Source organism: Type-E symbiont of Plautia stali (assembly GCF_059731115.1).
Map to the genome: position 1 here is coordinate 1,626,280 of NZ_AP035906.1, position 24,938 is coordinate 1,651,217.

General features: G+C 53.4%; 29 protein-coding genes. 15 read left to right on the forward strand and 14 right to left on the reverse strand.

Annotation, left to right across the window (positions count from 1 at the left end; genetic code table 11):
• Positions 1–190: 190 nt before the first annotated feature.
• A complete protein-coding gene (locus tag AC6I8L_RS07400; protein WP_058959604.1) occupies positions 191–1,114 on the reverse strand; it encodes a Kdo(2)-lipid IV(A) acyltransferase in 924 nt (307 codons plus the stop codon).
• 268 nt (positions 1,115–1,382) lie between these two features.
• Between AC6I8L_RS07400 and trhO the strand changes: the two genes are divergently transcribed.
• Positions 1,383–2,438, forward strand: coding sequence for an oxygen-dependent tRNA uridine(34) hydroxylase TrhO (trhO, locus tag AC6I8L_RS07405; protein ID WP_058959603.1), 1,056 nt, complete (start codon positions 1,383–1,385; stop codon positions 2,436–2,438).
• 44 nt (positions 2,439–2,482) lie between these two features.
• Here trhO and AC6I8L_RS07410 read toward each other — a convergent pair whose 3' ends face one another.
• The 10 genes from AC6I8L_RS07410 to mdtH all read right to left on the reverse strand — a co-directional run bounded on the left by AC6I8L_RS07410 (position 2,483) and on the right by mdtH (position 10,217).
• Complete coding sequence (locus AC6I8L_RS07410; RefSeq protein ID WP_058959602.1) at positions 2,483–3,058, reverse strand: YceI family protein; 576 nt, start codon at positions 3,056–3,058, stop codon at positions 2,483–2,485.
• Between the two features lies 1 nt (position 3,059).
• Complete coding sequence (locus AC6I8L_RS07415; RefSeq protein WP_058959601.1) at positions 3,060–3,632, reverse strand: cytochrome b; 573 nt, start codon at positions 3,630–3,632, stop codon at positions 3,060–3,062.
• Positions 3,633–3,926: 294 nt separating this feature from the next.
• The gene (gene solA / locus AC6I8L_RS07420) at positions 3,927–5,042 is read right to left on the reverse strand and encodes an N-methyl-L-tryptophan oxidase (protein WP_058959600.1); all 1,116 of its coding nucleotides are present in this window, start codon (positions 5,040–5,042) and stop codon (positions 3,927–3,929) included.
• 107 nt (positions 5,043–5,149) lie between these two features.
• A complete protein-coding gene (bssS, locus tag AC6I8L_RS07425) occupies positions 5,150–5,404 on the reverse strand; it encodes a biofilm formation regulator BssS (RefSeq protein WP_013508627.1) in 255 nt (84 codons plus the stop codon).
• Positions 5,405–5,692: 288 nt separating this feature from the next.
• A complete protein-coding gene (locus tag AC6I8L_RS07430; RefSeq protein ID WP_034820140.1) occupies positions 5,693–5,962 on the reverse strand; it encodes a hypothetical protein in 270 nt (89 codons plus the stop codon).
• Between the two features lie 143 nt (positions 5,963–6,105).
• Positions 6,106–6,351: a DNA damage-inducible protein I gene (gene dinI / locus AC6I8L_RS07435; RefSeq protein ID WP_034820137.1), complete on the reverse strand. Its 246-nt coding sequence runs from the start codon at positions 6,349–6,351 to the stop codon at positions 6,106–6,108.
• Between the two features lie 68 nt (positions 6,352–6,419).
• Complete coding sequence (gene pyrC, locus AC6I8L_RS07440; RefSeq protein ID WP_058959599.1) at positions 6,420–7,466, reverse strand: dihydroorotase; 1,047 nt, start codon at positions 7,464–7,466, stop codon at positions 6,420–6,422.
• Positions 7,467–7,601: 135 nt separating this feature from the next.
• Positions 7,602–8,165 (reverse strand): lipoprotein, encoded by a 564-nt coding sequence (locus AC6I8L_RS07445; protein ID WP_038647632.1) that lies wholly within the window; start codon positions 8,163–8,165, stop codon positions 7,602–7,604.
• Positions 8,166–8,275: 110 nt separating this feature from the next.
• Positions 8,276–8,923, reverse strand: a complete 648-nt coding sequence (gene grxB / locus AC6I8L_RS07450) for a glutaredoxin 2 (protein WP_058959598.1) — start codon at positions 8,921–8,923, stop codon at positions 8,276–8,278.
• Positions 8,924–9,014: 91 nt separating this feature from the next.
• Complete coding sequence (gene mdtH, locus AC6I8L_RS07455) at positions 9,015–10,217, reverse strand: multidrug efflux MFS transporter MdtH (protein WP_034820128.1); 1,203 nt, start codon at positions 10,215–10,217, stop codon at positions 9,015–9,017.
• A gap of 244 nt (positions 10,218–10,461) precedes the next feature.
• Here mdtH and rimJ point away from each other — a divergent pair, with 244 nt between their 5' ends.
• From rimJ to murJ, 4 genes are all read left to right on the forward strand, one after another.
• Complete coding sequence (gene rimJ / locus AC6I8L_RS07460; RefSeq protein WP_034820126.1) at positions 10,462–11,055, forward strand: ribosomal protein S5-alanine N-acetyltransferase; 594 nt, start codon at positions 10,462–10,464, stop codon at positions 11,053–11,055.
• Positions 11,056–11,067: 12 nt separating this feature from the next.
• The gene (locus AC6I8L_RS07465) at positions 11,068–11,709 is read left to right on the forward strand and encodes a DUF480 domain-containing protein (protein ID WP_034820121.1); all 642 of its coding nucleotides are present in this window, start codon (positions 11,068–11,070) and stop codon (positions 11,707–11,709) included.
• Between the two features lies 1 nt (position 11,710).
• Positions 11,711–12,631 (forward strand): Gfo/Idh/MocA family protein, encoded by a 921-nt coding sequence (locus tag AC6I8L_RS07470; protein ID WP_058959597.1) that lies wholly within the window; start codon positions 11,711–11,713, stop codon positions 12,629–12,631.
• 121 nt (positions 12,632–12,752) lie between these two features.
• Positions 12,753–14,291: a murein biosynthesis integral membrane protein MurJ gene (gene murJ, locus AC6I8L_RS07475; RefSeq protein WP_058959596.1), complete on the forward strand. Its 1,539-nt coding sequence runs from the start codon at positions 12,753–12,755 to the stop codon at positions 14,289–14,291.
• 31 nt (positions 14,292–14,322) lie between these two features.
• Here the strand turns inward: murJ and flgN are convergent, their stop codons facing one another.
• The 3 genes from flgN to flgA all read right to left on the reverse strand — a co-directional run bounded on the left by flgN (position 14,323) and on the right by flgA (position 15,833).
• A complete protein-coding gene (gene flgN, locus AC6I8L_RS07480) occupies positions 14,323–14,754 on the reverse strand; it encodes a flagellar export chaperone FlgN (RefSeq protein ID WP_058959595.1) in 432 nt (143 codons plus the stop codon).
• Positions 14,755–14,759: 5 nt separating this feature from the next.
• The gene (flgM, locus tag AC6I8L_RS07485) at positions 14,760–15,068 is read right to left on the reverse strand and encodes a flagellar biosynthesis anti-sigma factor FlgM (protein WP_034830662.1); all 309 of its coding nucleotides are present in this window, start codon (positions 15,066–15,068) and stop codon (positions 14,760–14,762) included.
• Between the two features lie 105 nt (positions 15,069–15,173).
• Positions 15,174–15,833 carry a flagellar basal body P-ring formation chaperone FlgA gene (flgA, locus tag AC6I8L_RS07490; protein ID WP_058959594.1) on the reverse strand — a complete coding sequence of 220 codons (660 nt, stop codon included), beginning with the start codon at positions 15,831–15,833 and terminating at the stop codon, positions 15,174–15,176.
• 153 nt (positions 15,834–15,986) lie between these two features.
• Here flgA and flgB point away from each other — a divergent pair, with 153 nt between their 5' ends.
• The 10 genes from flgB (at position 15,987) to flgK (ending at position 24,923) form a co-directional block, all read left to right on the forward strand.
• Positions 15,987–16,400: a flagellar basal body rod protein FlgB gene (flgB, locus tag AC6I8L_RS07495; protein ID WP_034830667.1), complete on the forward strand. Its 414-nt coding sequence runs from the start codon at positions 15,987–15,989 to the stop codon at positions 16,398–16,400.
• A 2-nt stretch (positions 16,401–16,402) separates the two neighbouring features.
• Entirely contained in the window at positions 16,403–16,807 is a 405-nt protein-coding gene (flgC, locus tag AC6I8L_RS07500) for a flagellar basal body rod protein FlgC (RefSeq protein ID WP_034830669.1), read from the forward strand.
• A gap of 12 nt (positions 16,808–16,819) precedes the next feature.
• Positions 16,820–17,494 carry a flagellar hook assembly protein FlgD gene (gene flgD / locus AC6I8L_RS07505; RefSeq protein ID WP_034830672.1) on the forward strand — a complete coding sequence of 225 codons (675 nt, stop codon included), beginning with the start codon at positions 16,820–16,822 and terminating at the stop codon, positions 17,492–17,494.
• A gap of 24 nt (positions 17,495–17,518) precedes the next feature.
• Positions 17,519–18,751 (forward strand): flagellar hook protein FlgE, encoded by a 1,233-nt coding sequence (gene flgE, locus AC6I8L_RS07510; protein ID WP_034830674.1) that lies wholly within the window; start codon positions 17,519–17,521, stop codon positions 18,749–18,751.
• A gap of 20 nt (positions 18,752–18,771) precedes the next feature.
• Complete coding sequence (locus AC6I8L_RS07515; RefSeq protein ID WP_058959593.1) at positions 18,772–19,530, forward strand: flagellar basal body rod protein FlgF; 759 nt, start codon at positions 18,772–18,774, stop codon at positions 19,528–19,530.
• A 17-nt stretch (positions 19,531–19,547) separates the two neighbouring features.
• The gene (flgG, locus tag AC6I8L_RS07520; protein WP_034830678.1) at positions 19,548–20,330 is read left to right on the forward strand and encodes a flagellar basal-body rod protein FlgG; all 783 of its coding nucleotides are present in this window, start codon (positions 19,548–19,550) and stop codon (positions 20,328–20,330) included.
• Between the two features lie 61 nt (positions 20,331–20,391).
• Positions 20,392–21,102 (forward strand): flagellar basal body L-ring protein FlgH, encoded by a 711-nt coding sequence (locus tag AC6I8L_RS07525; RefSeq protein ID WP_034830679.1) that lies wholly within the window; start codon positions 20,392–20,394, stop codon positions 21,100–21,102.
• An 11-nt stretch (positions 21,103–21,113) separates the two neighbouring features.
• Entirely contained in the window at positions 21,114–22,220 is a 1,107-nt protein-coding gene (locus AC6I8L_RS07530; protein WP_058959592.1) for a flagellar basal body P-ring protein FlgI, read from the forward strand.
• The gene (gene flgJ, locus AC6I8L_RS07535) at positions 22,220–23,161 is read left to right on the forward strand and encodes a flagellar assembly peptidoglycan hydrolase FlgJ (RefSeq protein WP_058959591.1); all 942 of its coding nucleotides are present in this window, start codon (positions 22,220–22,222) and stop codon (positions 23,159–23,161) included. Before AC6I8L_RS07530 ends, flgJ begins: the two co-directional genes overlap by 1 nt.
• 118 nt (positions 23,162–23,279) lie before the next feature.
• Positions 23,280–24,923, forward strand: coding sequence for a flagellar hook-associated protein FlgK (gene flgK, locus AC6I8L_RS07540; protein WP_034830682.1), 1,644 nt, complete (start codon positions 23,280–23,282; stop codon positions 24,921–24,923).
• Positions 24,924–24,938 lie beyond the last annotated feature (15 nt).

The following is a 24,938-nucleotide window of genomic DNA, read 5'->3' on the forward strand; positions in this document are numbered from 1 at the left end:
GTTAACAAAGATTAATATTCTGCATTTCTACAGGTTATTCTGCTCCATGGATTAAGTTAAAGCTGGACCGAACAATGCCATCAGCCTGAATTCAGGCTGGTCCGGTTTGACTAAATTGACAGACTATCGTCGTGAAATAACGCAAATTTCTTCAGGAAAGCATGGAGCACAGACTGTGCTCCACATCACATTAATACAGCGATGGTTGACCTTCAGGGCGGGTTTTAAAACGGCGGTGCAACCACATGTACTGCTCTGGTGCCAACAGAACGGTTTCTTCAACCACTTTATTCATCACGACAGCGGTATCGAGTTCATTCTCGAGCGAGAACTTATGGCGAATGTCAGGCATCATTTTAAGCTCATAACCGCGTCCGTTGGGCAGGCGGCGGGCGAGAAACGGGATCACGCTGGGATTGCCCAATCGAATCAACATATGCGTGCCAGTGGTGGTTGCCGCATCCTGCACGGCAAAAAACGGGGCAAACACGCTGCTGCGCGGGCCATAATCATGATCGGGGGCGTACCAGATGATGTCATTGTTCTTCATGGCGCGAATCATGCCCTTAAGATCTTTACGATCCAGCATGCTCTTATTTGAGCGCATGCGTCCCCAGGTCTGCAGCCAGTCGATGAGTTTATTGTCATTCGGGCGGTAAACGCCAATGCCGGGATTGTGCATGCCAAACACGCGAGCACCCAGCTCCAGCGTCAGGAAATGCATGCCAATCAATAAAATGCCGCGTTTTTCCGCCAGCGCATGGCTGACATGTTCGAGCCCGGAAGTGGCCACCCATTTTTGAATACGCCAGTCAGGCCAGAACCACGCCATACCGGTTTCAATCAGCCCCATGCCAACCGATTCAAAGTTGTGCTTCACCATGGCTTCACGTTCGCTGGTAGGCATATCCGGAAAACAGAGTTCCAGGTTACGTTGCGCGACTTCCACACGACGTTTTAAGAAGCGCATGGCAATGCGGCCCAGGCCACAGCCAATCGTATGCAGCACCGGGTAAGGAAGTAACACCAGCAGATAAAGAAAGCCGATACCTATCCAGGTCAGCCAGTAACGCGGGTGAAGAAGTTCACGGGAAAATTGGGGAAGTTGAGTCATGGAAATGTCAGTATCCTGCGTCTTGTGCCAGAGAGTCCGGTTTCTGTTATTTGTCGTGATTATGCCATTTTTTCGTGCTGACGGAAATCAAGCATAGCCTGCAGGCGGGTGTAAGGCAGTCAGATTGCGCATTAATCTACAACTGCGGCGGAGAATTGCGTCGGTAATCACGCCATTCAGGATTATCTGACCAGGGGCTTTGCATCGAGCGGAATTCAGGTATCATGTGCGCGCTAAATTTCTCTGATTGCTAACAGGATCGAACACCATGCCAGTGTTACATAACCTTGTTTCCAATAAAGAGCTGAAAGAACGTATGCTGGCTGAAAACGAGCCGCGTACCACAGTCTCTTTTTACAAGTACTTCCAGATTGCCGACCCGAAAGTCTTCCGTGATGCCCTCTACATTGCGCTAACAAAGCTCAAGGTTTTTGGACGCGTCTACGTGGCAAAAGAGGGGATCAACGCGCAAATCAGCGTTCCTGCCAGCCAGTACGAAGCCATGAAAACTGCACTGTATGCGTTTGACCCGGCGTTAAATAACCTGCGAATGAACATTGCGCTGGACGATGATGGCAAATCTTTCTGGGTACTGCGCCTGAAAGTTCGTGAGCGCATTGTGGCCGATGGCATTGAAGATGAAAGCTTTGATGCCAGCGATGTCGGTGCCTATTTAAAAGCCGCAGACGTCAATGCGATGCTGGATGATCCCGATGCGGTGTTTGTCGACATGCGTAATCACTACGAATTCGAAGTGGGCCACTTCGATCAGGCGATGGAAGTCCCGGCCGACACCTTCCGCGATCAGCTGCCGATGGCCGTGGATATGCTGCAGGAGCATAAAGACAAAAAGATTGTCATGTACTGTACCGGCGGGATCCGCTGCGAAAAAGCCAGTGCGTGGATGAAACACAAAGGCTTCAATGATGTTTACCACATTGAAGGCGGCATCATTGAATATACCCGCCGTGCGCGTGAGCAGGGTTTGCCTGTCCGTTTCAAAGGTAAAAACTTTGTGTTTGATGAACGTATGGGCGAACGTATTTCTGACGATATTCTCTCGAGTTGCCACCAGTGCGGCGTGCCGTGCGATAGTCACACTAACTGCGTCAATGACGGATGCCATCTGCTGTTCATTCAGTGCCCGAGCTGTGCGGAGAAATACCACAACTGCTGCAGCCCGCTGTGCATGGAAGAGGCGACATTAACACCGGAAGAGCAGCGTTCACGCCGCGCAGGCCGTGAAAACGGTAATAAAGTGTTCAACAAGTCGCGTGGTTTACTCAATATGACGATGGCGATCCCCGCGCCAGAGAAAAAGTAAACGACATCCAGCCTGAAGTCACATGATCTCAGGCTGGCTCTGCCTTACTGCCGCACACCTTCCACAGAAATAATCAGCTCTGCTTTCTGCGATGCCGGTCCAAGATCTTTAGTGATATTGAATTCCTTCAACACAATTTCACCGTGAGCTTCAAAGCCGGCACGATAGCCACCCCAGGGATCTTTACCTTCGCCCAGCAGTCGGGCGTCCAGCGTGATCGGCTTTGTCACGCCGTTGAGCGTCAGGTCACCCGTGATCTTGTACTCTTTGCCCTCTTTTTTCACTGCGGTTGAGGCAAAGGTGGCTTGTGGGAATTTGGCAGTGTTAAGAAAATCGGCACTGCGAATATGCTTGTCGCGTTCGGCATGGTTAGTGTCGAGGCTGGCGGTGTTCAGCGTGACGCTAACCTTATCGCTCGCAGGGTTAGCTTCGTCAAAGCTGAAAGTCCCGTCAAAATCCTTAAACGTGCCGTATAACCAGCTATAACCCAGGTGCTGAATACGGAACTGTACGAAGGCGTGCTGGCCTTCTTTATCAAATTTATAGTCTGCTGCGCTGGCCAGCAAACTGGGGCCTAACAGACTGGCGGCACTCAGTGTCAGTAGCGTCTTCTTGAGCATTTTACTTCTCCTGTTCAGAGGTTAACGGGATGCGGTAACCCAGCATCCTTTTCAATGTGACGTCTCGATCAATAAAATGGTGTTTTAATGCCGCCAGCCCATGCAGCGCGGAAAACAGCACTAATCCCCAGGCCAGCCACAAATGCAGATCGCCAGCCAAATCAGCCTGTTCACCTGCTCCACTTAACAGGGCGGGCACTTCGAACCATCCGAACACAGAGATAGCTTTGCCATCGGCGGTCGATATCAGGTAGCCGCTTACCAGTAGCAGCAACAACAAGCCATACAACAGCCCGTGAGCCAGGCTGGCGGAGCGGCGAATTAAGGGAGAATAGTGTGGTAAGAGTGCGGGTGGGGGAGAAATAACACGCCAGCCAAGGCGCAGCAGTAATGTGGCAAATAGGAGCATGCCAATGCCTTTGTGGATTTCCGGGGCGCTGTGATACCAGCCATCGTAATATCCCAATCCGACCATCCACAGACCCAGCGCAAACATGCCGTAAATGACCAGCGCCATCAGCCAATGCAACATAATGGTCATTAGCCCGAAATGTTGTCTGGAGTTACGCCACATAAAAGTGAATCTATATCTGGAAATAGGTGGTAATAAGCATCCATACTTTGAAATATGAAAGCAATTAAGCTTACCTTTCTATAAAATTTAAAAAGACATTCGGAAATTGTGCGTTTATATCGATGTCTGCGTCAGAAATATTGACGATGGCTGTATAGGTGGCGGGGAAATAAAATTGAATTGAATATTGCTACACCTAATGCGGCAATCTTAACGCTAAAATGTCAGGAAAGAACTATTAATGTAAGCTTGCGTCAATATAACGCTGGCGCCTGAGGCGCCAGCGAGACAACGTTAAGCAAAGCGCGAAAGTGAAAACGGCTTCAGGTCAAAGGAGAAGGGCTTATCCTGGGCAAATTCACTGGCAAGTTCACCTAATACGCTGGCAAATTTAAATCCGTGTCCACTCAAGCCGGTAATAATTAATCGATTTGGCTCGCCTGGAAGGGTATCTATAATAAAGTCTTCATCAGATGTGTTGTCATAACTGCAGGCCTCACCGTGTAAGCAAACGCCAACCCCTGGTAAGAACTGACGCAGGAAACTGAAGGCTTCGCTGCCGTCTGCAGCGATACTGCCGAAAGGTTTACGATCTTCGGGTTTCTGCATCAGCTGCCCGCCATCGTGACGTCCCACTTTTAATGCATTGTTGTCGGCAGGGAAGCCATAAAAGTGACTGCCATCAGGCATCTCCACCGTGAAGCCAGGAAATTGGTTGTTCTCGCTATAACGTCCATCTGCCTGATACCAGGCAAAGACTTTACGCACCGGTTGTACTGGCAAATCTTTTACCAGCTCACTCACCCAGGTTCCGGCACTGACCAATAATTTACGCGCGCGAAACACGCCGTCGCGGGTAGTGACTTGCTGCAAGTCACCATCGCGTGCGATCTCACTCACCGGGCAATTAAACAGTTGTGCGCAGCCCGCCTGTTCAGCCAGCTGTATCCAGCTACGAACCGCCTGCTCACATTTCAGGAAGCCGGAGTGAGGTTCGAATACCCCAATGTAGCCGTCGGGCACAGAGATCTGCGGCCAGCGCTTGCGCACTTCGTCTGCCTGCAGGATTTTTACTTCCAGTTGATAGGTTTTGGCGCTGTCGATGACATTTTGGATAAATGAGGAAGTGAGGGGGGCCAGATTGAGGATGCCGCTTCGATGCATAATGCGTTCACCGCTCTGACGTTCCAGCTCATCCCACAAGGTTTGTGCGCGCAGCACCAGCGGGACATAGCGTTCACCTTCGCCATAGGCATGGCGGATCAGGCGTGTTTCACCGTGGTGTGTGCCCTGGCTGTGCGGAGGATGGGCACTATCAATCATCAATACCGATAAGCCTGCCTGGGTTGCGTAAAAACCGGCGGCGGCTCCCACCGATCCGCTGCCCACCACAATCAGATCATAAACCATAACCACATCACTCCTGCCAAACGACGAAATTTTTCAACAGCATAGCAAAAAAATCGTGCCCATGAAAAAGGCACCCTATTGGGTGCCCTTTCACGCGAAGTAAGAAATTAGTGCTTTTGATTATCGCGTAGGTATTGCTCTGTGGACTCAATCTTTGCAATGCCAGCTTCGAGTATCGAGATGAACTGTCTGGCTACGTCGGTAGTCAGCCAGTAGGTGGGTCCCACGTCAGCTTCTTCTTCTTTCTGATCCTGCGATGATAGCGAGTGCAGGCGGATCATCATGGCGTCATAACTGTCTACGGTACTGATGTCCCATCCAACCAGCGGATGAGTCTGAATGACGTCTTTATTTCTGTCCATTATAACCTCCTTATTACTCGTTAAACGAAGTGCTTCTTGAGGTTCAATGCGGCTTTTCTTGCACTAGCGGAACAATTATAACATGAAACAGGCGGTACAATAGTTAAAACGTGTGGCGATTAAAAAGAGAACGATAATAAATGCGTTCAGAATGCGACTTTTGTCGAATAATAAAGTGCCCGCTGCTTCGGGCCTTTATTCGATAATCGTGACAGTGGCTACACCTTAGTTATCGGCGGCGTTAGGGGAAAACTTTACGCTTCAGCGACAAGTAAAAAAAGGCCAGTTTCAGGCCTGCGCTTCTGGAGGCAGCTGGCCATTACGCCGCTGAATCTCTTCAGCCAACCGAGTAAAGTGCTGCTGTAACTGTGCGTCGTGGTTCTGATTTTGCGCTTCGAGCGACAGATTATGCACCAGTAACTGACTGGCGCGATCGTCGAGGCAGAACGTCAAACTGGCAAAGGCATTTTCCAGCACCGTTAAACGTCGCTGCTGTTCAGCAATTAATGCCAGCAATTCACCGAAGGTCATCGCCTCTTCTGGTTTTTCAGTAGTCATGTAAAACACCTCCCGTAAGCATGACGAGGCAAGGATAGGGGATCGTTAAACATGAGTCTAGATGCAGCGACTTTATCTGGCGAGAGGGAAATTAAAACAAAAAAACCGGGTGGCGAAACCCGGCAAAAACGGCACAGTGGCAGTTAATCAGTAATAAACCAGTCGTCTGCGCTTTCCCACGTTTCTTGTAAAATATCGCTAATGCGTTCGCGTGACGCTTTACAGCCACCAAATACACTCAATTGATTGCCACCCGCATAACGGACTTTGACATGGTGATCGTCATCGGGAAAATCACGGGAAATACGACGGGTAAGTTCGGCACTGAGTGCATCCAGTGCACCTGCGGGAAGGGGCTGAGTTTTCGCTACGGTAATTTCAACACGCATAAAAGCCTCCGGGATAATATACTGGTTATTTGTACAGTAAAATTATCCCAAAGGCAAGCTGTGCAATATTATTCTTTGATACGCCAGTTTAGGGTTTCACCTGCCAGGAACGGCACCAGCGTGTCATCGGCCACGTTGATGGTGTCCTGCACTGTCCAGGACTCACGTACCAGCGTCAGTGTGCCCTCATTTAGCGGCAGGCCGTAGAAGTTCGGACCGTTTTCTGAACAGAACGCTTCGAAATGTTCCAGCGCATTCAACTCTTCGAATACCGTGGCATAGGCAGGCAGTGATGTCGGGGCGTTAAACACGCCGGCACAGCCGCAGCTCGCCTCTTTAAGGTGACGCAGATGTGGTGCGGTGTCCGTGCCAAGGAATACGCGACGATTGCCGCTGGCCACCAGGCTGCGCAGTGCTTCCTGGTGAATGTTGCGTTTCAGAATCGGCAGGCAGTAGAGATGAGGACGTACACCGCCCACCAGCATGTGATTGCGGTTAAACATCAAATGCTGCGGCGTGATGGTGGCACCCAGCAGGTCGTTGCCCGCAGCCAGATATTCTGCCGCTTCTTTGGTGGTGATGTGTTCCATCACCACTTTCAGGGCAGGGAAACGCTGACGCAGCGGTTCCAGCACGGTTTCGATAAAGCGTGCTTCACGGTCAAAAATATCGATGTGCGAATCCGTGACTTCACCGTGTACCAGCATCGGCATACCGATCTGCTGCATACGATCCAGCACGCTGGCAATGGAGTCAATATTGGTGACGCCGTGGCTGGAGTTGGTGGTGGCATGCGCGGGATAGAGTTTCGCTGCGGTAAAAGTCCCGTTGCGGAAGCCACGCTCAATTTCATCCGGATCTAAGGAATCAGTGAGATAGCAGGTCATCAGTGGCGTAAAAGCGTGTTCTGCAGGCAGCGCAGCCATAATGCGCTCGCGATAGGCAATGGCGGCATCGACGCTGGTCACCGGTGGAACCAGGTTTGGCATGACAATCGCACGACCATTGACCGCACTGGTATAAGGCAAAACTGCATTAAGCATCGCGCCATCGCGCAGATGGATATGCCAATCGTCAGGGCGGCGAATCGTGATTTGCTGGGGTTGGGCTGTCATTCAAAAAGGCTCCGGCTGAGAAAAAACGAATGGGCACGTTTAGGCCGGGGAGTAATCATAAGGGTGTGAGCAACCGTTTGCACGGGATTTTATTGCCGGAAACAAAAACCGCACCCGAAGGTGCGGTGGTTGAGGTTAATCCGTAAACGGAATCACCAATTGTCCCGGTTTCACTTCAATACCCTTGGCAAATTTCTTCGCCAGTGCTTCCCCTTTACTACGGTCTTCGCTCAGCACATAGGCAGGCTTCTCATTGAAGTAGCGTTTGAGAGACTCATTAAGATAAGGCGTCAGTGTTTTCATGATGGACGCCATCTTTTCTGGTTGTACTTGCGCGTCGACAATTTCAATATCATGCAGATAAATCGCGCCTTCCTGCGCATTGAAAATCGGCTGCGCTTTCATCTTCAGCTGCATCTCAGCCTGCTGCGGACCAAACAGCGAGCTGACATTGATGTTTGCTTTGCCGGAGAGGGTAATCTTACCGGGTTCTTCACGACCAATCTGACTGGTGAGATCGCTGAGCACGATGTGTGCATTGACCAGCCCGGATACGCCGACGTCTTTTTCGAAGTTATTGCGCTTCTGCAGCGCTTGATTCACTTCCTGTTCGCTAATGGTGTATTGCGTCAATTGATTACAGCCGCTCAACAGCACGGCTAAAAACAGGGCTAATAGCCCAGACATCGCCTTTTTCATAGATCCTCATCCTGAACGATACGGCAAAACAGCCATAGCCTGCCTGAAACCGGGCCAGGTGTCACCAGGAGAGGGATGAGAAACGCCGCAGCGTTTCTCATCGGACGGGGCTATGCCGCGATGGAAGAGAGCAGGTTAATCTGGGTTTGCTTCGCCATATTGTCGCGGTAATCCGCTACGCGACTCGGCCATTCGATGCCAGCCACTAAGGTGAGCGAACGCAGGAGCGGAAACAGATTGATATCGTCTTCAGACAGTTCGCCATTCACGGCATTGGGTTTGACGATGAGCTTATCGAGTTGGCGCAGGTCATCACTGATGTTTTTTATCAGCCCGGGCGCGTGTTTACGCAGCTCAGTGAAATCTCCGACGCTGGCCTGTTTTTTCTCACGAAAGTAACTCCGCGCTTCCGGCGTGGCAAATTCCGCAAACGAGGCATCAGCGATGCGCGGAATCAGCAGCTTATTGATATAGCCGTTAACGCGGCGCAGCCATTCGCTGATGGCGGGGTTGTTTTTACCATTAAGCAGCGGCTCGCGATCCTGCTTATCCACCAATCGGACAATGTCCATACTCTCTGGCATCGCACTGCCATCGGCTTTTTGCAGAATGGGCGCCATCTTCTGCCCGATGAGTTTTTTTGGCATCTGCTCATCGTCATTGAGCATAACGATCAATTCAACCGGCAGGTTCTTTAAGCCAAAAATCATGCGTGCTTTTACGCAGAAAGGGCAGTGATCGTAGATGTAGAGTTTCATCCCGTTTCTCCTGTGTAAATCTAAGGGTGACGGAGGTCACCCTTTTTTCGGACGTGCGGGAAGTATGGAAGAGATCATCCGAAGGGGCAAACTAGCTGCTGAAGATGATCGGTGCCACCGGGCGCGGCTGGAACTGCCACCACAGGGCCAGCAGGGTGATGATGCCAACGCTGCTCAGCAACATCCAGGGCAGCTCAGGCAGAGCCAATTGCTGGCCCATGTCGAACATCCACCCGCCACCGGAGTAGCCAATCAGACCGCCGATGGCCAGACCTAAACGACTGAATCCCATGTAACTGCCCCGCGCGCGAGAACTGGCCAACGATGCGCTGAGCGTCTCGCGTGCCGGTTCGGCGATGATGGACCCCAGGTAGAACACGCCGATTAACAAAAACAGCGAAGGGAGAGATTGGGTCATGCCGACAGGTAGCAGGCTAAAGGTCATCAGGAATAAACCCGCCATAAGCCGGGTTTCCAGGCGGAAGCGTTTTTCGCTCCAGCGGGCCAGCGGATAGAGCAGGCTGAGCGACAGCATGGCTTCGATGGCGTACATCCATTTCACGGCGGCCGGCGCACCAGCCACCTGATTCACCATCACCGGCAGCATCAGCATGACCTGCACGGCCAGAATGTAGTAGCCGGTCAACGTCAGCACATAGAGGCGAAAACGTTTATCCTGCCAGACACGCTGCATACCTTCGCGCATCGCAATGCGTTCCGTTGAGATGCGCCACGCCGGTAGCCACACGGCGTTAAATATCGCCGCAGCGACAAACACCGCTGCACCCACCCAGCACACCAGGCGGAAATCCCACGCCAGCAACCAACTGCCAATCAGCGCCCCTAGCACCGCTCCCGCGCTGTCCTGCATCATCAGCAGCGAGAAGAAGCGACCACGCTCACGAGCGCGCACCAGTTTTACCACCATGGCGCTGCGGGGCGGGTCAAACAAGGTGCCACCGAGGCCGGAAAGCAAACAGGCCAGCCACAGCATCCAGGGTTGATGCGCCAGCGCCATGCAGGCAAATCCGGCTGCGCGCATCAGCATGCCCGTCACAATCAGCGGACGTGCGCCAAAACGGTCCGCAATCGCGCCGCCGAAAATGCCTAGCCCCTGCTGTACAAATTGACGCAAACCCAGCGCGATACCCACCATTAACGCCGCCCAGCCCAGTTGCTCAACGAAATGGATAGAAATCAGTGGAAATACCACGAAAAAGCCTAACACCACCAACATGTTATCGACTAAGAGGAATGTTTTACCGAGGCGTCGTGCCCGCGCTACCCGAGACATGCTTAATCCTGAGCAAGAGAAGAGAAAAGTGACCAGTTGGTCTATTTTCCGCCTGCGCTGACGGGAAAGACAGCGTATCCAGGATGATATTTTTTCATCGAATCCGCAGAAAAATTAATCCTGGATAAGGATGAATTGCGTGGCAGGGTCTTGAGGGTTTTACCGTAGTGAAAGGGACGGTTATAGTGAGAAGTATCGCCTCAGGCGTACATCTTTCTTAAAGTTATGGATTTCAGGAGTCATGATGTTTGGCTATCGTTCCGCTGGACCCCGCGTGCGCCTGACTACCGATCGTTTGGTGGTCCGTTTAGTTCACGAGCGCGATGCCTGGCGATTGGCAGATTATTATGCAGAGAACCGCGTCTTTCTTAAACCCTGGGAGCCGGTGCGCGACGAGAGCCACTGCTATCCCTCGGGCTGGCAGGCACGCCTGGGACTGATCGCGGATATGCACAAACAGGGCTCAGCCTACTATTTTGTGCTGATGGACCCGGAAGAGCATGAAGTGCGCGGTGTCGCCAATTTTAGCAATGTGCTGCGCGGTTCATTTCACGCCTGTTACCTTGGTTATTCATTAGGCGAGAAGTGGCAGGGGCAAGGCATGATGTTTGAAGCGTTGCAGTCAGCGATTCGCTATATGCAGCGGCAGCAACGCATTCACCGCATTATGGCTAACTATATGCCGCATAATCAGCGCAGCGGTGATTTGCTGGCGCGTCTCGGATTCGAGAAAGAGGGTTATGCCAAAGATTACCTGCTGATTGATGGACGCTGGCAGGATCACGTGCTGACCGCGCTGACGTGGCAGGAGTGGACCGCGGATCGTCGTGGACAATAAAAGGAAAACCGCATGAAGATGGCTTTATCCGCGCAGGCGCTGCGTGTGATCGGTTGCCTGTTAGAGAAACAGGTCACTACTCCGGATCAATATCCGCTTTCCCTTAACGGCGTGGTCACTGCCTGTAATCAAAAATCCAACCGTGAACCGGTGATGAACCTGAGTGAAATGGAGGTGCAATCTCAGCTTGATGAGCTGGTGAAAAAGCATCTGGCCACCTCCAATAACGGGTTCGGTCAACGCGTCAGTAAGTATGAACAGCGCTTCTGTAACTCTGCATTCGGTAATTTGCAGCTTAACAGCGCAGAAGTGGCGGTGCTGACGCTACTGTTCTTACGCGGCGCACAGACGCCGGGTGAGCTACGTACCCGTAGTGGACGTTTGCATGAGTTCAGCGATATGAATGAGGTCGAGCAAACGTTGAACGGCTTAATCACCCGTGATGACGGCCCGATGGTGGTGCGTCTGGCACGTGAGCCGGGTAAACGCGAAAGCCGTTATATGCATCTGTTCGGCGGCGATGTGGCTGAAGCACCCGCCGCGAGCACGGATGAGATGGACAGTGAAGATTTGGTCAGCCGGGTTGCGCAGTTGGAACAACAGGTGGCTCAGCTGCAATCCCAGCTGGAGCACCTGTTGCAGAAGGAGCAATAACATGACGCTACGTATCGGTATTGTTGGATTAGGCGGCATCGCGCAAAAAGCCTGGTTGCCCGTGTTGTCGCACGCCACCGACTGGCAGCTGGCAGGGGCGTTTTCGCCGAATCAGGCTAAAGCCCAGCCGATTTGCGACAGCTACCGCATGCCATATTTCAGTCAGCTGGACGCGCTGGCAGCCGCCAGTGATGCGGTCTTTGTGCACAGCAGCACCGCCAGTCATTTTGAAGTGGTGCAGGCGCTGCTGCTGGCGGGCAAAGATGTTTGCGTGGATAAACCATTAGCCGAAACCCTGCAGCAGGCGGAAGCGCTGGTGGCACTGGCAGAGAAGCGCAAACGTAAACTGATGGTGGCGTTTAATCGTCGCTTTGCGCCACGCTATCAACAGTTGAAAGCGGAAATGCCGCGAGCGGCTTCACTGTGTATTGAGAAGCATCGCGCGGATAGCGTGGGTCCAGGGGATTTGCGCTTTACTCTGCTGGATGACTACCTGCACGTGGTGGATACGGCGCTGTGGCTGGCAGGGGGCAAACTCACGCGTGAGCAGGGCTTTATTGAAACCAATGAGGAGGGGGCGATGCTGTACGCCGAACATCACTTCTCGGCGGGAGCGTTGCAAATCACCACCAGTATGCATCGTCGCGCCGGCACACAGCGCGAAGTGGTGAGCGCCATCTGCGACGGTGACTACATCGAAATTAATGAGATGCGTGACTGGCAGCAGGAGAACCTCGGCGGCTTACGTACCGACCCGGTAGCCTCCTGGCAAAGCCATCTTGCTCAGCGTGGTTTCAGCGGTGCGGCACAGCATTTTATCCAGTGCGTACAAAATCAGACGATGCCTGAAACCAGCGGTGAACAGGCGCTGGCGGCGCAGCGTCTGGTGGAAAAACTGTGGCGCGATGCCGAACAGGAATAACCCCTTGTAACACTCAATGCTGGTCATTTCCCGCAGTGGCAGTAGACTATCGCCGGACATCAGCAGATGTCCGCGCTAAGTTGCTCATTTATCCGACACTTTTCAGGATGCGCCACTCAAAATGAATTTGTTGAAATCGCTGGCTGCGGTCAGTTCGATGACCCTTTTTTCCCGCGTGCTGGGCTTTGCCCGTGATGCCATAGTGGCACGCGTTTTCGGTGCCGGTATGGCCACCGATGCCTTCTTCGTGGCCTTTAAACTGCCCAATTTGCTGCGCCGTATCTTTGCGGAAGGCGCCTTTTCTCAGGCGTTTGTGCCCATTCTTGCCGAATACAAAAGCAAGCAGGGCGAAGAGGCCACACGCGTATTTGTGGCCTACGTTTCCGGCTTGCTGACGCTGGTGCTGGCGGTGGTGACGGTGCTCGGCATGATTGCCGCGCCCTGGGTGATTATGGTCACTGCGCCCGGATTTGCTGATACCGCCGATAAATTCGCGCTGACCAGTTCGCTACTACGCGTTACCTTTCCTTATATTCTGCTGATCTCCCTGGCGTCGCTGGCCGGTGCGATACTCAACACCTGGAATCGCTTCTCGGTTCCGGCATTTGCGCCGACGTTATTAAACATCAGCATGATTGGCTTTGCGGTGTTTGCTGCCCCGCATTTCCATCCACCGGTGATGGCGCTGGCATGGGCTGTGGTGGTCGGTGGGGTGTTGCAACTGTTATACCAGCTGCCGCACTTGAAGAAAATCGGCATGCTGGTGTTGCCGCGCCTCAACCTGCGTGACGCCGGCGTATGGCGCGTCATGCGCCAAATGGGACCGGCGATTCTTGGCGTATCGGTGAGCCAAATATCCCTGATCATCAACACCATTTTCGCCTCATTCCTCGTCTCGGGTTCAGTGTCGTGGATGTACTATGCTGACCGTTTGATGGAGTTCCCGTCGGGCGTATTGGGTGTCGCACTGGGCACGATTTTGCTGCCATCGTTAGCGAAGAGTTTCGCCAGCGGCAATCATGATGAGTACTCGCGTCTGATGGATTGGGGCCTGCGCCTCTGCTTCCTGTTGGCCCTGCCGAGCGCCGTTGCCCTCGGCATCCTCTCTGGCCCACTGACCGTGGCGCTGTTCCAGTACGGTAAATTCACCGCGTTCGATGCCGCCATGACGCAGCGTGCGCTGGTGGCGTATTCGGTAGGATTGATGGGGCTGATTGTGGTCAAAGTGCTGGCGCCCGGATTCTATTCGCGTCAGGACATTAAGACCCCGGTGAAGATTGCAATTGTGACGCTGATCATGACGCAGGTGATGAACCTGGCGTTTATCGGCCCGCTCAAACATGCCGGATTGTCGTTGTCGATTGGATTAGCGGCTTGTTTGAATGCCGCGCTGCTGTACTGGCAATTACGTAAACAGGATATCTTCCAGCCGCAGCCGGGTTGGTTTAGCTTCCTGGTGCGTCTGATGATTGCGGTTGTGGTCATGGCAGCAGCGCTGCTGGGCATTCTGCATGTGATGCCGGCCTGGGAAGAAGGGCAGATGTGGTGGCGGTTACTGCGTCTGGCTGCAGTCTGTGCTATTGGCGGTGGTGCTTACTTTGTCATGCTGGGTCTGTTGGGCTTCCGCCCGAGAGATTTTGCCCGCCGCACGCTGGCATAAAAAAATCCCGCCTCGGCGGGATTATTCTTTATTAACCTTTGCGGCTGAGCGTCGACTGACCTTTGCCTAATCCATCGGGACCGTAAAACGCCTGAGTCTGGTGCGGTTTCAGTACCGAGAGCGCATCATTGGTGAAACTGATTTGATGCTGCAGCAGAATACCGTTATGAGTGTTGGTATCGCGCAAACGGCGGGTATGCTGCTGAATGCTCTGCCAGCGGCGTTCACGATCGCTGTGACCATCATAGGGCGCCTGAGTACCGAGTGATTTTTCGGTATTTCGGCGCATGTCGTCCAGATAATTCAACGTCGTCAGCAGCGCGCTTTTATCTTCTGATATGCGCTGCAACAGGTTGCCATTAACCTGGCCGGCAGACAGTTGCTGTTGCTCTTCATCCATCACCACAGTGAGTGAAGCCAGCACGTCTTGCATTTTATCTAAGGTGGTCAGCAGATTGTCCATTGGGATTAGTTACCCTCTAAATACGCCTTGGTATCGGCGATCAGCGCGTCGGCGATCTTACCGGTATCCATTTTCAGTTCGCCATTACGAATAGCGGTTTTCAGTTGTTCAACACGTGCAGTGTTGATGTCTTTGCTGCCCGGCTGCATTAACTGCGCCTGAGCCGTGCTCAACTTCACTTCGGCACCGCTTTCGCTGGTGCTGGCGTTGGTTGAAGCAGTCACGTTTTGGCGCACCTTGCCGTTGTTATCGTTGGTGTCGCGGGATTGTACAGTGCTCACCGGAATTAAAGGCTGCGTTCTGTCGATGCTCATGGTCGTGCTCCTGTAAGGTCAGCTGAGGGTCAGTCAACTGAGTCAGCATAGGGTAATGTCTTTGTTGATATCTCTATCGGCAGAACAACAAGGTTCTTTAACGCTTTATAGCGATATCAGAATATTCCCATCCGCGTCGACGCGCCCACTGACAACCTGACCATTTCCCATGCGCACGCGCACCATTTGTGCCGCGCTGGCGTTGTTCAGCGCACGTCCTTCGCTACTGGCATTAAACCCGTTTCCGCTGGCTACCACCATCACATTTTGTCCTGCTTTGACCCGCCAGGGCTGACGCAGCATCATTGCGGTCACCGGCTGTCCAGGCGGGATGTCGCGCAGCGCAATCGCATCGGCCACACTGTTGTTATCGAACAGGGCTCGCGGAGGCAGTTCATCCAGACGCCCGGTCTCGAGACGGAAATCATTCGGGTCGAGGGTACTGCCACGGGCGACCTGATGGCTGGCAACTAAATACTGACCGGTCACCTGTACCTGAACTTGCAGGAAACGACGATTCTGATCGCAACTGGCGGCAATGCTGAGATTACCCCACTGGCGGCTGTTGCCCGGCAGTTGTAACGCCGGTGCCTCGCAGGTCGGCCACTGCTCTTTGGGCGTGCGCACCACCACGGTCATCCCCGCGGCATGTTGCGGATCGCGCGCTTTAAAAAACTGCGTTAACTGTGCGGTCAGGTCCGCCGCATGAACGGGCAGCGCGAAGGCCAACAACAACGTGGCCAGCAAAGATAAAGAACTGCGCATAAACGCCTCCTGTCGAGAAGATGGCCTGAGTCTACTCTTCGCGCGAAAAATTCAATGTCAAAAATAGCCGTGATTTTTGCTGCTATTCAGACGATCACCCTTGCATTTGTCCACTTAAGCTGTCAGCTCGAAATTCTCATTCGCGGAGGAAGCATGCTCGACAAACTCGATGCCGCGCTGCGATTTGGTACAGAAGCGTTAAATCTGCGTGCTCAGCGCCAGGAAATCCTGGCGTCCAATATTGCCAACGCCGATACCCCGGGCTACCAGGCGCGGGATATCGACTTTGCCAGCCAGCTGAGCAAGGTGATGGAAAATGGTCGCGCGGAGGGGAGCAGCATGGCGCTGAAAGTCACCTCTTCACGCCACATCGCTGCTGAAACCAACTCTCAGCCATCCATGGACCTGATGTACCGCATTCCCGATCAACCTGCCGCGGATGGCAACACCGTGGATATGGATCGTGAACGTACGCAGTTTGCTGATAACAGCCTGAAATACCAAACCGATCTCACCCTCATCAGTAGCCAAATCAAAGGCATGATGAGCGTTCTGCAGGGGCAATAACCATGGCATTGCTGAATATTTTTGATATCGCCGGTTCTGCGATGACCGCGCAATCACAGCGCCTCAACGTCAGTGCCAGTAACCTGGCCAACGCCGACAGCGTCACCGGGCCGGATGGCCAGCCTTATGTGGCAAAACAGGTGATATTCCAGACCGATGCCGCCCCTGGCGCGGCGACCGGTGGCGTCAAAGTCGCGGGCGTGGTGAACGATCCTACCCCGGCCAAATTGGTGTATGACCCCGGTAATCCGATGGCGGATGAGAAGGGTTACGTCAAGATGCCAAACGTCGATGTCGTATCAGAAACCGTTAACACCATGTCAGCGTCCCGCAGTTATCAGGCCAACGTCGAAGTGTTGAATACGGTGAAATCAATGATGATGAAAACCCTGACGATGGGTCAATAACGGAGCACGAACATGAGCGTAGCAGTCGGCGTTAATGCCAATCTTGACCCAACGGTACTGAGTTCTTCCAGTTCAACAGGGACGGGAAACAGTGCTCAGGACTTGCAGAACCAGTTCCTGACCATGCTGGTGACGCAGTTGCAGAACCAGGATCCCACCAACCCAATGGACAACAGCCAGCTCACCACTCAGCTGGCGCAAATTAACACCCTGAGCGGCATTGAGAAGCTGAATACCACATTGGGTTCTATCTCTGGTCAGCTCACTACAAGCCAGTCACTGCAGAGTACGACGCTGATTGGGCATGGTGTGATGATTGATGGCAGCCAGATCCTGGTTGGCAGTGGTACCACGACACCCTTCGGTGTGGAGTTGAGCACGGCCTCTACCGCCACCACCGCGACCATCAAAGATTCGAACGGCACTGTGGTTCGCACTGTCGATTTGGGCGCATTGACGTCCGGCGTTCACGCCTTCTCCTGGGACGGCAAAGATGCGAATGGCACGACAGTGGCTGATGGTAAATATTCTGTATCAATTGCCGCCAGTAATGGCAGCACACAATTGGTGGCACAACCGCTTAATTACGCTTACGTGAATGGCGTGAGTACGGTGGATAACACCTCAAAACTGGACCTCGGCACCATGGGCTCCGCCACTCTTGATGAAGTTCGTCAGATTCTCTAATTCAATTTTAGCAGGAGACACGTTATGTCTTTTTCTCAAGCTGTCAGTGGTATGAATGCGGCCTCCAGTAACCTGGATGTCATTGGTAACAACATCGCCAACTCCGCGACCGCGGGTTTCAAATCCAGCACCATTTCGTTCGCGGATATGTTTGCTGGTTCAAATATCGGTATGGGTACTAAGGTCGCTGCGGTTATTCAGAACTTCAACGACGGTACCACGACCTCAACCAGCCGTGGTCTGGACGTGGCACTGAGCGGTAACGGTTTCTTCCGAATGACCGATGCCGCGGGTAGCGTGTACTACTCTCGTAACGGTCAGTTCACGCTGGATGCCAACCGTAACCTGGTGAATACCCAGGGCATGAGCGTGACCGGCTATCCGGCAACCGGTACACCGCCGACGATTCAGACGGGTGCAAACCCGGTGGCATTGAGCGTACCGACGACACAGATGTCGGCGCGCGCGACAACCACAGCAGGTTTGGTTTCTAACCTGAACTCCACAGATAGCGTGCCAACTGTGGCAACCTTCAGCTCGTCAGACGTCGATAGCTACAACGCCAAAAGCACCATCACTGTGTATGACTCACAGGGTAACGATCATGCACTCGACCTCTATTATGTGAAAACCAGCGATAACAACTGGGATGTGCACGCGATTGATTCCACGACTGGAACGTCAGCAGGTGATTTCTCCATGACCTTCGACTCCAACGGTAAGCTGCAATCAATCACAAGCGGCGGGACAACTACCCCAGGTGCAACCACTGTTGGCTTGACGATTCAGGGAGCTAATGGTGCTGCGGCTAATCAGGCCATCACGCTGAGCGTACTTGGAAGCCAGCAACAAAACACCGGCACCACTTCATTCGGAAACCCCACTCAGGATGGTTATGCGCCGGGCGACCTGACCAGCTACGCCATCAACGATGACGGCACCATCACCGGTACCTATTCGAACCAGAAAACTCAGCTGCTGGGTCAAATCGTTTTGGCTAGCTTCTCTAACCCGGAAGGTTTGCAGTCAGAAGGCGATAACGTCTGGTCAGCGACTAACTCTTCAGGTCAGGCAGCCATCGGTCTCGCGAATACCGGCACTTACGGTTCACTGACTTCAGGTGCACTGGAAGCCTCCAACGTCGATCTGAGTAAAGAGCTGGTCAACATGATCGTTGCACAACGTAACTATCAGGCGAACAGCCAGACGATTAAAACGCAGGATCAGATCCTCAACACCCTGATCAACTTACGTTAATTCGCTAACGGGATTGCATTATGGATCACGCAATATATACCGCGATGGGCGCCGCCAGTCAGACGATGGAACAGCAATCGGTGACTGCCAGCAACCTCGCCAACGCCTCAACGCCGGGCTTCCGCGCCCAGCTCAACGCGTTGCGCGCGGTGCCGGTCAACGGCTGGTCGCTGCCAACGCGCACCCTGGTTGCCGCTTCAACACCGGGTGCCGATATGACGCCCGGCGCAATGGACAACACCGGTCGTCCGCTGGATGTGGCCGTGCAGCAAGATGGCTGGCTGGCGGTGCGTACCGCTGACGGTTCTGAGGCTTATACCCGCAACGGCAACATGCAGATCAGCTCGACCGGTATTTTGACCGTTCAAGGCAATCCCGTAATGGGCGATGGCGGTCCAATCGCCATTCCGCAAGGCTCTGAACTGACCATCGCGGCTGACGGTACCATCACCTCGCGTAATGCGGGTGATGCACCCAACGCCACGGTGCAGATTGGCAAGCTGAAGCTGGTGAAAGCCACGGGCAAAGAGTTACAGCGTGGCGACGACGGTATGTTCCGTCCGACTCAGGCGACGCAGGCGACACGCGGTGCGGCTTTAGCTCCTGATGCAACGGTCGCAGTCATGCCAGGTGTGTTGGAAGGCAGTAACGTTAAGCCAGTGGAAACCATGGTCGACATGATCGCCAACGCCCGACGTTTCGAGATGCAGATGAAAGTCATCACTAACGTCGATGAAAACGAACAAAAAGCCAATCAACTGCTCAACATGAGCAGCTAAGGCGTAAGGAAAACAACATGATTCGTTCTTTATGGATCGCTAAAACCGGCCTTGACGCCCAGCAAACCAATATGGACGTCATTTCGAACAACCTTGCGAACGTTTCAACCAACGGGTTTAAACGTTCGCGTGCCGTGTTCGAAGATCTGATGTATCAGACGCTGCGCCAGCCGGGCACGCAGTCATCAGAACAGACCACATTGCCTTCAGGCTTGCAGATTGGTACCGGTGTGCGCCCAGTGACCACCGAGCGTCTGCATACCCAGGGCAACCTGTCGCAGACCAGCAACTCAAAAGACGTGGCGATCAACGGTCAGGGTTATTTCGAAGTGCAGATGCCAGACGGTACCTCTTCATATACGCGTGACGGTTCATTCCAGGTAGACCAGAACGGTCAGCTGGTGACCAACGCCGGCTATCCGGTTCAGCCTGGGATCACTATTCCGGCGAACGCCACCAGCATCACCATCTCGCGTGACGGTGTGGTGAGCGTGACGCAGCAGGGGCAGACCAACCCAGCGCAGGTGGGACAGTTGACGCTGAGCACCTTTATGAACGATGCGGGCCTCGATAGCCTGGGTGAAAACCTCTATCAGGAAACGCAGGCATCCGGTGCGGCGACGCAGAGTACGCCAGGGCAGAACGGCGCTGGTTTGCTGTATCAGGGTTATGTTGAAACCTCTAACGTCAACGTGGCGGAAGAGTTGGTCACCATGATTCAGACGCAGCGTGCTTATGAAATCAACAGCAAAGCGATCACCACTTCTGATCAGATGCTGCAGAAATTAACCCAGGTTTAATCTGGGGCCGTTGGGCCAGCCTGGCTGGCCCGATTAAGAACATGAATAAGGTCAGAACTCCGTGGCGAAGCAAGTGATTCTCAAGCCTGGGCATTGGTTAGTAGCCACGCTGCTACTGACATTAAACGGTTGTGCGTTAGTCCCGCGTACGCCTCTGGTGCAGGGTGCAACAACGGCAGAACCCACGCCTTCCGCACCGCCAGTGGTAAACGGTTCCATTTTCCAGGGCGTTGCGCCACTGAACTATGGCTATCAGCCGCTGTTCGAAGACCGCCGTCCACGTAACATTGGCGATACTCTGACGATTACGCTGCAAGAAAATGTCAGCGCCAGCAAAAGTTCTTCAGCCAATGCGAGCCGCGATGGCAGCAACAGCTTTGGCGTGAGCACTGTGCCAACCGGCCTGAGCGGTCTGGTCGGCGCCGCCGGTGAGAAAGCCGGACTGGATGCCAATGGCAAAAATGACTTCGCTGGCAAAGGTGGCGCAACGGCCAATAACACCTTTACCGGCACCATCACCGTCACCGTGAATCAGGTGTTGTCGAATGGCAACCTGCGCGTGGTCGGTGAAAAACAGATCGAAATTAACCAGGGAACCGAATTTATTCGCTTCTCCGGTGTGGTTAACCCACGCACCATCAGCGCCAGCAACGCCGTGTTGTCAACGCAGGTGGCCGATGCACGTATTGAGTATGTCGGAAACGGGTATATCAATGAGGCGCAAACCATGGGCTGGTTCCAGCGTTTCTTCCTGAACGTGTCGCCGATGTAATCGAGGTAATGATGAAAATGAACACTCTGCTGCGTCTGAGCCTGAGCCTGCTGCTCAGTGTCAGTCTGATGGCCCAGGCTGACCGCATTCGCGATCTGACATCCGTACAGGGCGTGCGCGAAAACCAGCTGATCGGTTACGGCCTGGTGGTGGGGCTTGATGGGACAGGTGACCAGACAACGCAAACCCCGTTTACCACCCAGACGGTAAGCAACATGCTGTCGCAGCTCGGTATCACCGTGCCCACCGGCACCAATATGCAGCTGAAAAACGTGGCGGCGGTTATGGTCACGGCAAAGCTGCCGTCGTTTGCACGACAGGGGCAGAATATTGACGTAGTGGTCTCTTCGCTGGGTAACGCCAAAAGCCTGCGCGGTGGCACGCTGTTAATGACGCCGATGAAAGGGGTTGATAACCAGGTGTACGCGCTGGCGCAGGGAAATATTCTGGTGGGCGGTGCAGGTGCATCTGCAGGCGGCAGCAGTGTGCAGGTTAACCAGCTAAACGGTGGCCGCATTACTAATGGTGCAACGGTAGAGCGCGAGCTGCAAAGTAACTTTGGCAGCCAAAACACCATCAATCTCCAACTGAATACTGAAGATTTCACCATGGCGCAGCGTATTGCCGATGCGATTAATAGCCGTGGCGTGGGTTCAGCGCAACCACTCGATGCGCGTACCGTGCAGATTCGCGTTTCACCCAACAACAGTTCACAGGTGCGCCTGCTGTCAGAAATCCAGAATATAGACGTTTCTGTGCCGGTTGAAGATGCCAAAGTCATCATCAACTCGCGTACCGGTTCGGTGGTCATGAACCGCGAGGTAACGCTCAATACCTGTGCTGTGGCGCAAGGCAACTTGTCGGTGACAGTGAATCAGCAGCAGAACGTCAGCCAGCCGAACACGCCGTTCGCCGGTGGACAAACCGTGGCGACTACGCAGACGCAGATCGACTTGCGCCAGAGCGGCGGAGCCTTGCAGCGTGTTAACGCCAGCGCCAACCTTAATAACGTGGTCCGTGCCCTTAACGCCCTGGGCGCAACGCCGATTGAGCTGATGTCGATTCTGCAGTCGATGCAAAGTGCAGGCTGTCTGCGCGCCAAACTGGAAATCATCTGATGACCGATACGCAATCGCTGATGAGTGCGGCCTATGACAGCCGCTCACTGAACAACCTGAAACGCGAAGCAGCCGCCGACCCGAAAGGGAAGGCGCTGCAGGTGGCAAAACAGGTTGAGGGAATGTTCGTACAGATGATGTTGAAGAGCATGCGTGAAGCGTTGCCGCAGGATGGCATCTTCAGCAGCGACTCAACGAAGATGTACACCTCAATGTACGATCAGCAGATTGCGCAGGAAATCGGTAAACGCGGGCTGGGTATGGCGGATTTGATCGTCAAACAGATGCAGCCCGCGCAAGAGCCTGATGAAACCGCTGGCACGGTACCGATGAAGCTGGATAACAGCTTCATTTATAGCAATCTGCCTTCCAACCAACTGGAGCAGATGGTACGCAAAGCGGTGCCGCGTCTGCCGGTCTCGCCGTCCAGTTTCCCAGCGGATAGCAACGACTTTATTGCCCAGTTATCCCAACCCGCGCAGGCTGCGAGTCAGCAGAGTGGTATTCCACATCACTTGATCCTTGCCCAGGCGGCGCTGGAATCGGGTTGGGGACAACGCCAGATTCTGACGCGCGACGGCAAGCCGAGCTACAACGTGTTTGGCATTAAGGCCGGTGGTGACTGGAAGGGCGCAACCACCGACATCATGACCACCGAATATGAAGGTGGCGTGGCGAAGAAAGTGCGTGCCACCTTCCGTGTGTATGGTTCCTATATGGAAGCCCTCAGCGACTACGTCAAACTGCTGTCCAATAACCCGCGCTATGCCGCCGTTGCCAATGCCGCAACGCCGGAGCAGGGCGCACGAGCCCTGCAGGCAGCGGGCTACGCCACCGATCCGAAATATGCGCAGAAATTGGTGGGAATGATCCAGCAATTCAGAAACATGGGCGAGAAAGTCGTGAAGGCGTACAGCCAGGATATCACCGATTTGTTCTGATTTTTTACCTCAAGTTTCACTTAAGCACGCCGATAACCATCATAAGCTGCGGGCGTTTTAGCCCGCCCAATCGCACTGATGACTGCCAGCCCGGTTAACGGGAAATAAAGGAACCGAGATGTCCAGCATAATTAACTCAGCGATGAGTGGGCTGAGCGCCGCACAGGCCGCATTAAGCACCACCAGTAACAACATCAGCAACTACACGGTAGCGGGTTACTCACGTCAGACCACCATTCTGTCGCAGGCCAATAGCACCCTACAAGGCAACAGCTACTATGGCAATGGCGTGACGCTGTCTGGCGTGCAGCGTGAATATGATGAGTTTGTTACTGCTCAGTTGCGCGGATCCAATGCCAATTACAGCGCGGTGAATACCCAATACAGTCAGATTTCAAACATTGATGACCTGCTGTCGACATCGACCACCAGCCTTTCAACGTCGATTCAAAGCTTCTTTACCAATGTGCAAAACGTGGTAAGTAATGCAAACGATCCGTCTGCACGTCAATCAATGCTGAGCTATGCACAGGGGTTGGTCAATCAGTTCCAGACCACGGCGCAGTACTTGAATAACATGCAAACCAGCGTGAATACGGACATTGCCTCTAACGTTGACCAGATTAATACCTACACCAGCCAGATTGCCGATCTCAACACCCAGATTGCAAAACTGACCACCGGCAACGGTGCTGCACCGAATGATCTGCTGGATCAACGCGATCAGTTGGTGAACAACCTTAATAACATCGTTGGGGTAAACGTCTCTCAGCAAGATGGTAGCTATATCGTCTCGATGGGGAGTGTCACTCTGGTTAACGGCAAAAATTCGACTAATTTGGTCGCGATGCCTTCCAGCGCCGATAACTCGCGTATCACTGTTGGTTATGTCGACAAGCAAGCAGGTAATGTCGAAATTCCTGAAAAAACCCTGACGACCGGTTCACTGGGTGGTTTGCTGGCGTTCCGCACGCAGGATTTAGATACCGCACAGAATCAGCTTGGCCAGTTAGCGGCAGCCTTCACCACCAGCTTTAACGCCGTGCAAACTGCAGGATATGACAGTAACGGCGATCTGGGCACGAAATTCTTCAACATCGGCTCACCGAACGTAGTGAGTAACAGCAAGAATACGTCCACTGCAACGGTGACCGCAGAATGGTCTGATACCAGTGCGCTTAAAGCCTCAAACTACTCCATGAGCTATGACAGCGCCAGCAGTACCTGGTCTGTGACTCGCTTGTCTGACAACGTGAAATTTAGCGTTACGCCTGATGCGACAGACGGCACACTGAGCTTTGATGGTCTGAAATTAACCGTTACCGGTACGCCTGATAATAAAGATAGTTTCCTGGTAAAACCGGTCCAGAACGTGATTAGCAGTATGTCTGTGGCTATCACGGATGAATCGCAAATCGCTGCTGCATCCAGTGCGACCAGTGGCGAAAGTGACAACACCAACGCCCAAAAAATGCTGGATTTGCAGGATGCGAAGTTGGTTAACGGCAACGCAACGATTGCGCAAGCGTATGCCAGCATCGTCAGCACGGTGGGTAACAAAACCAGCACACTGGAAACGGCCAGTACCACGCAGAAAAACGTGGTCGATCAGCTTACCGACCGTCAGCAGTCGGTCTCAGGGGTGAACCTTGATGAAGAGTACGCCAACCTGACCAAATATCAGCAGTTTTATATGGCGAATGCGCAGGTATTGCAAACCGCCAGCACGATTTTCAACGCGCTGATGGACATCCGCGGCTAAGCATAGAGGATAAAA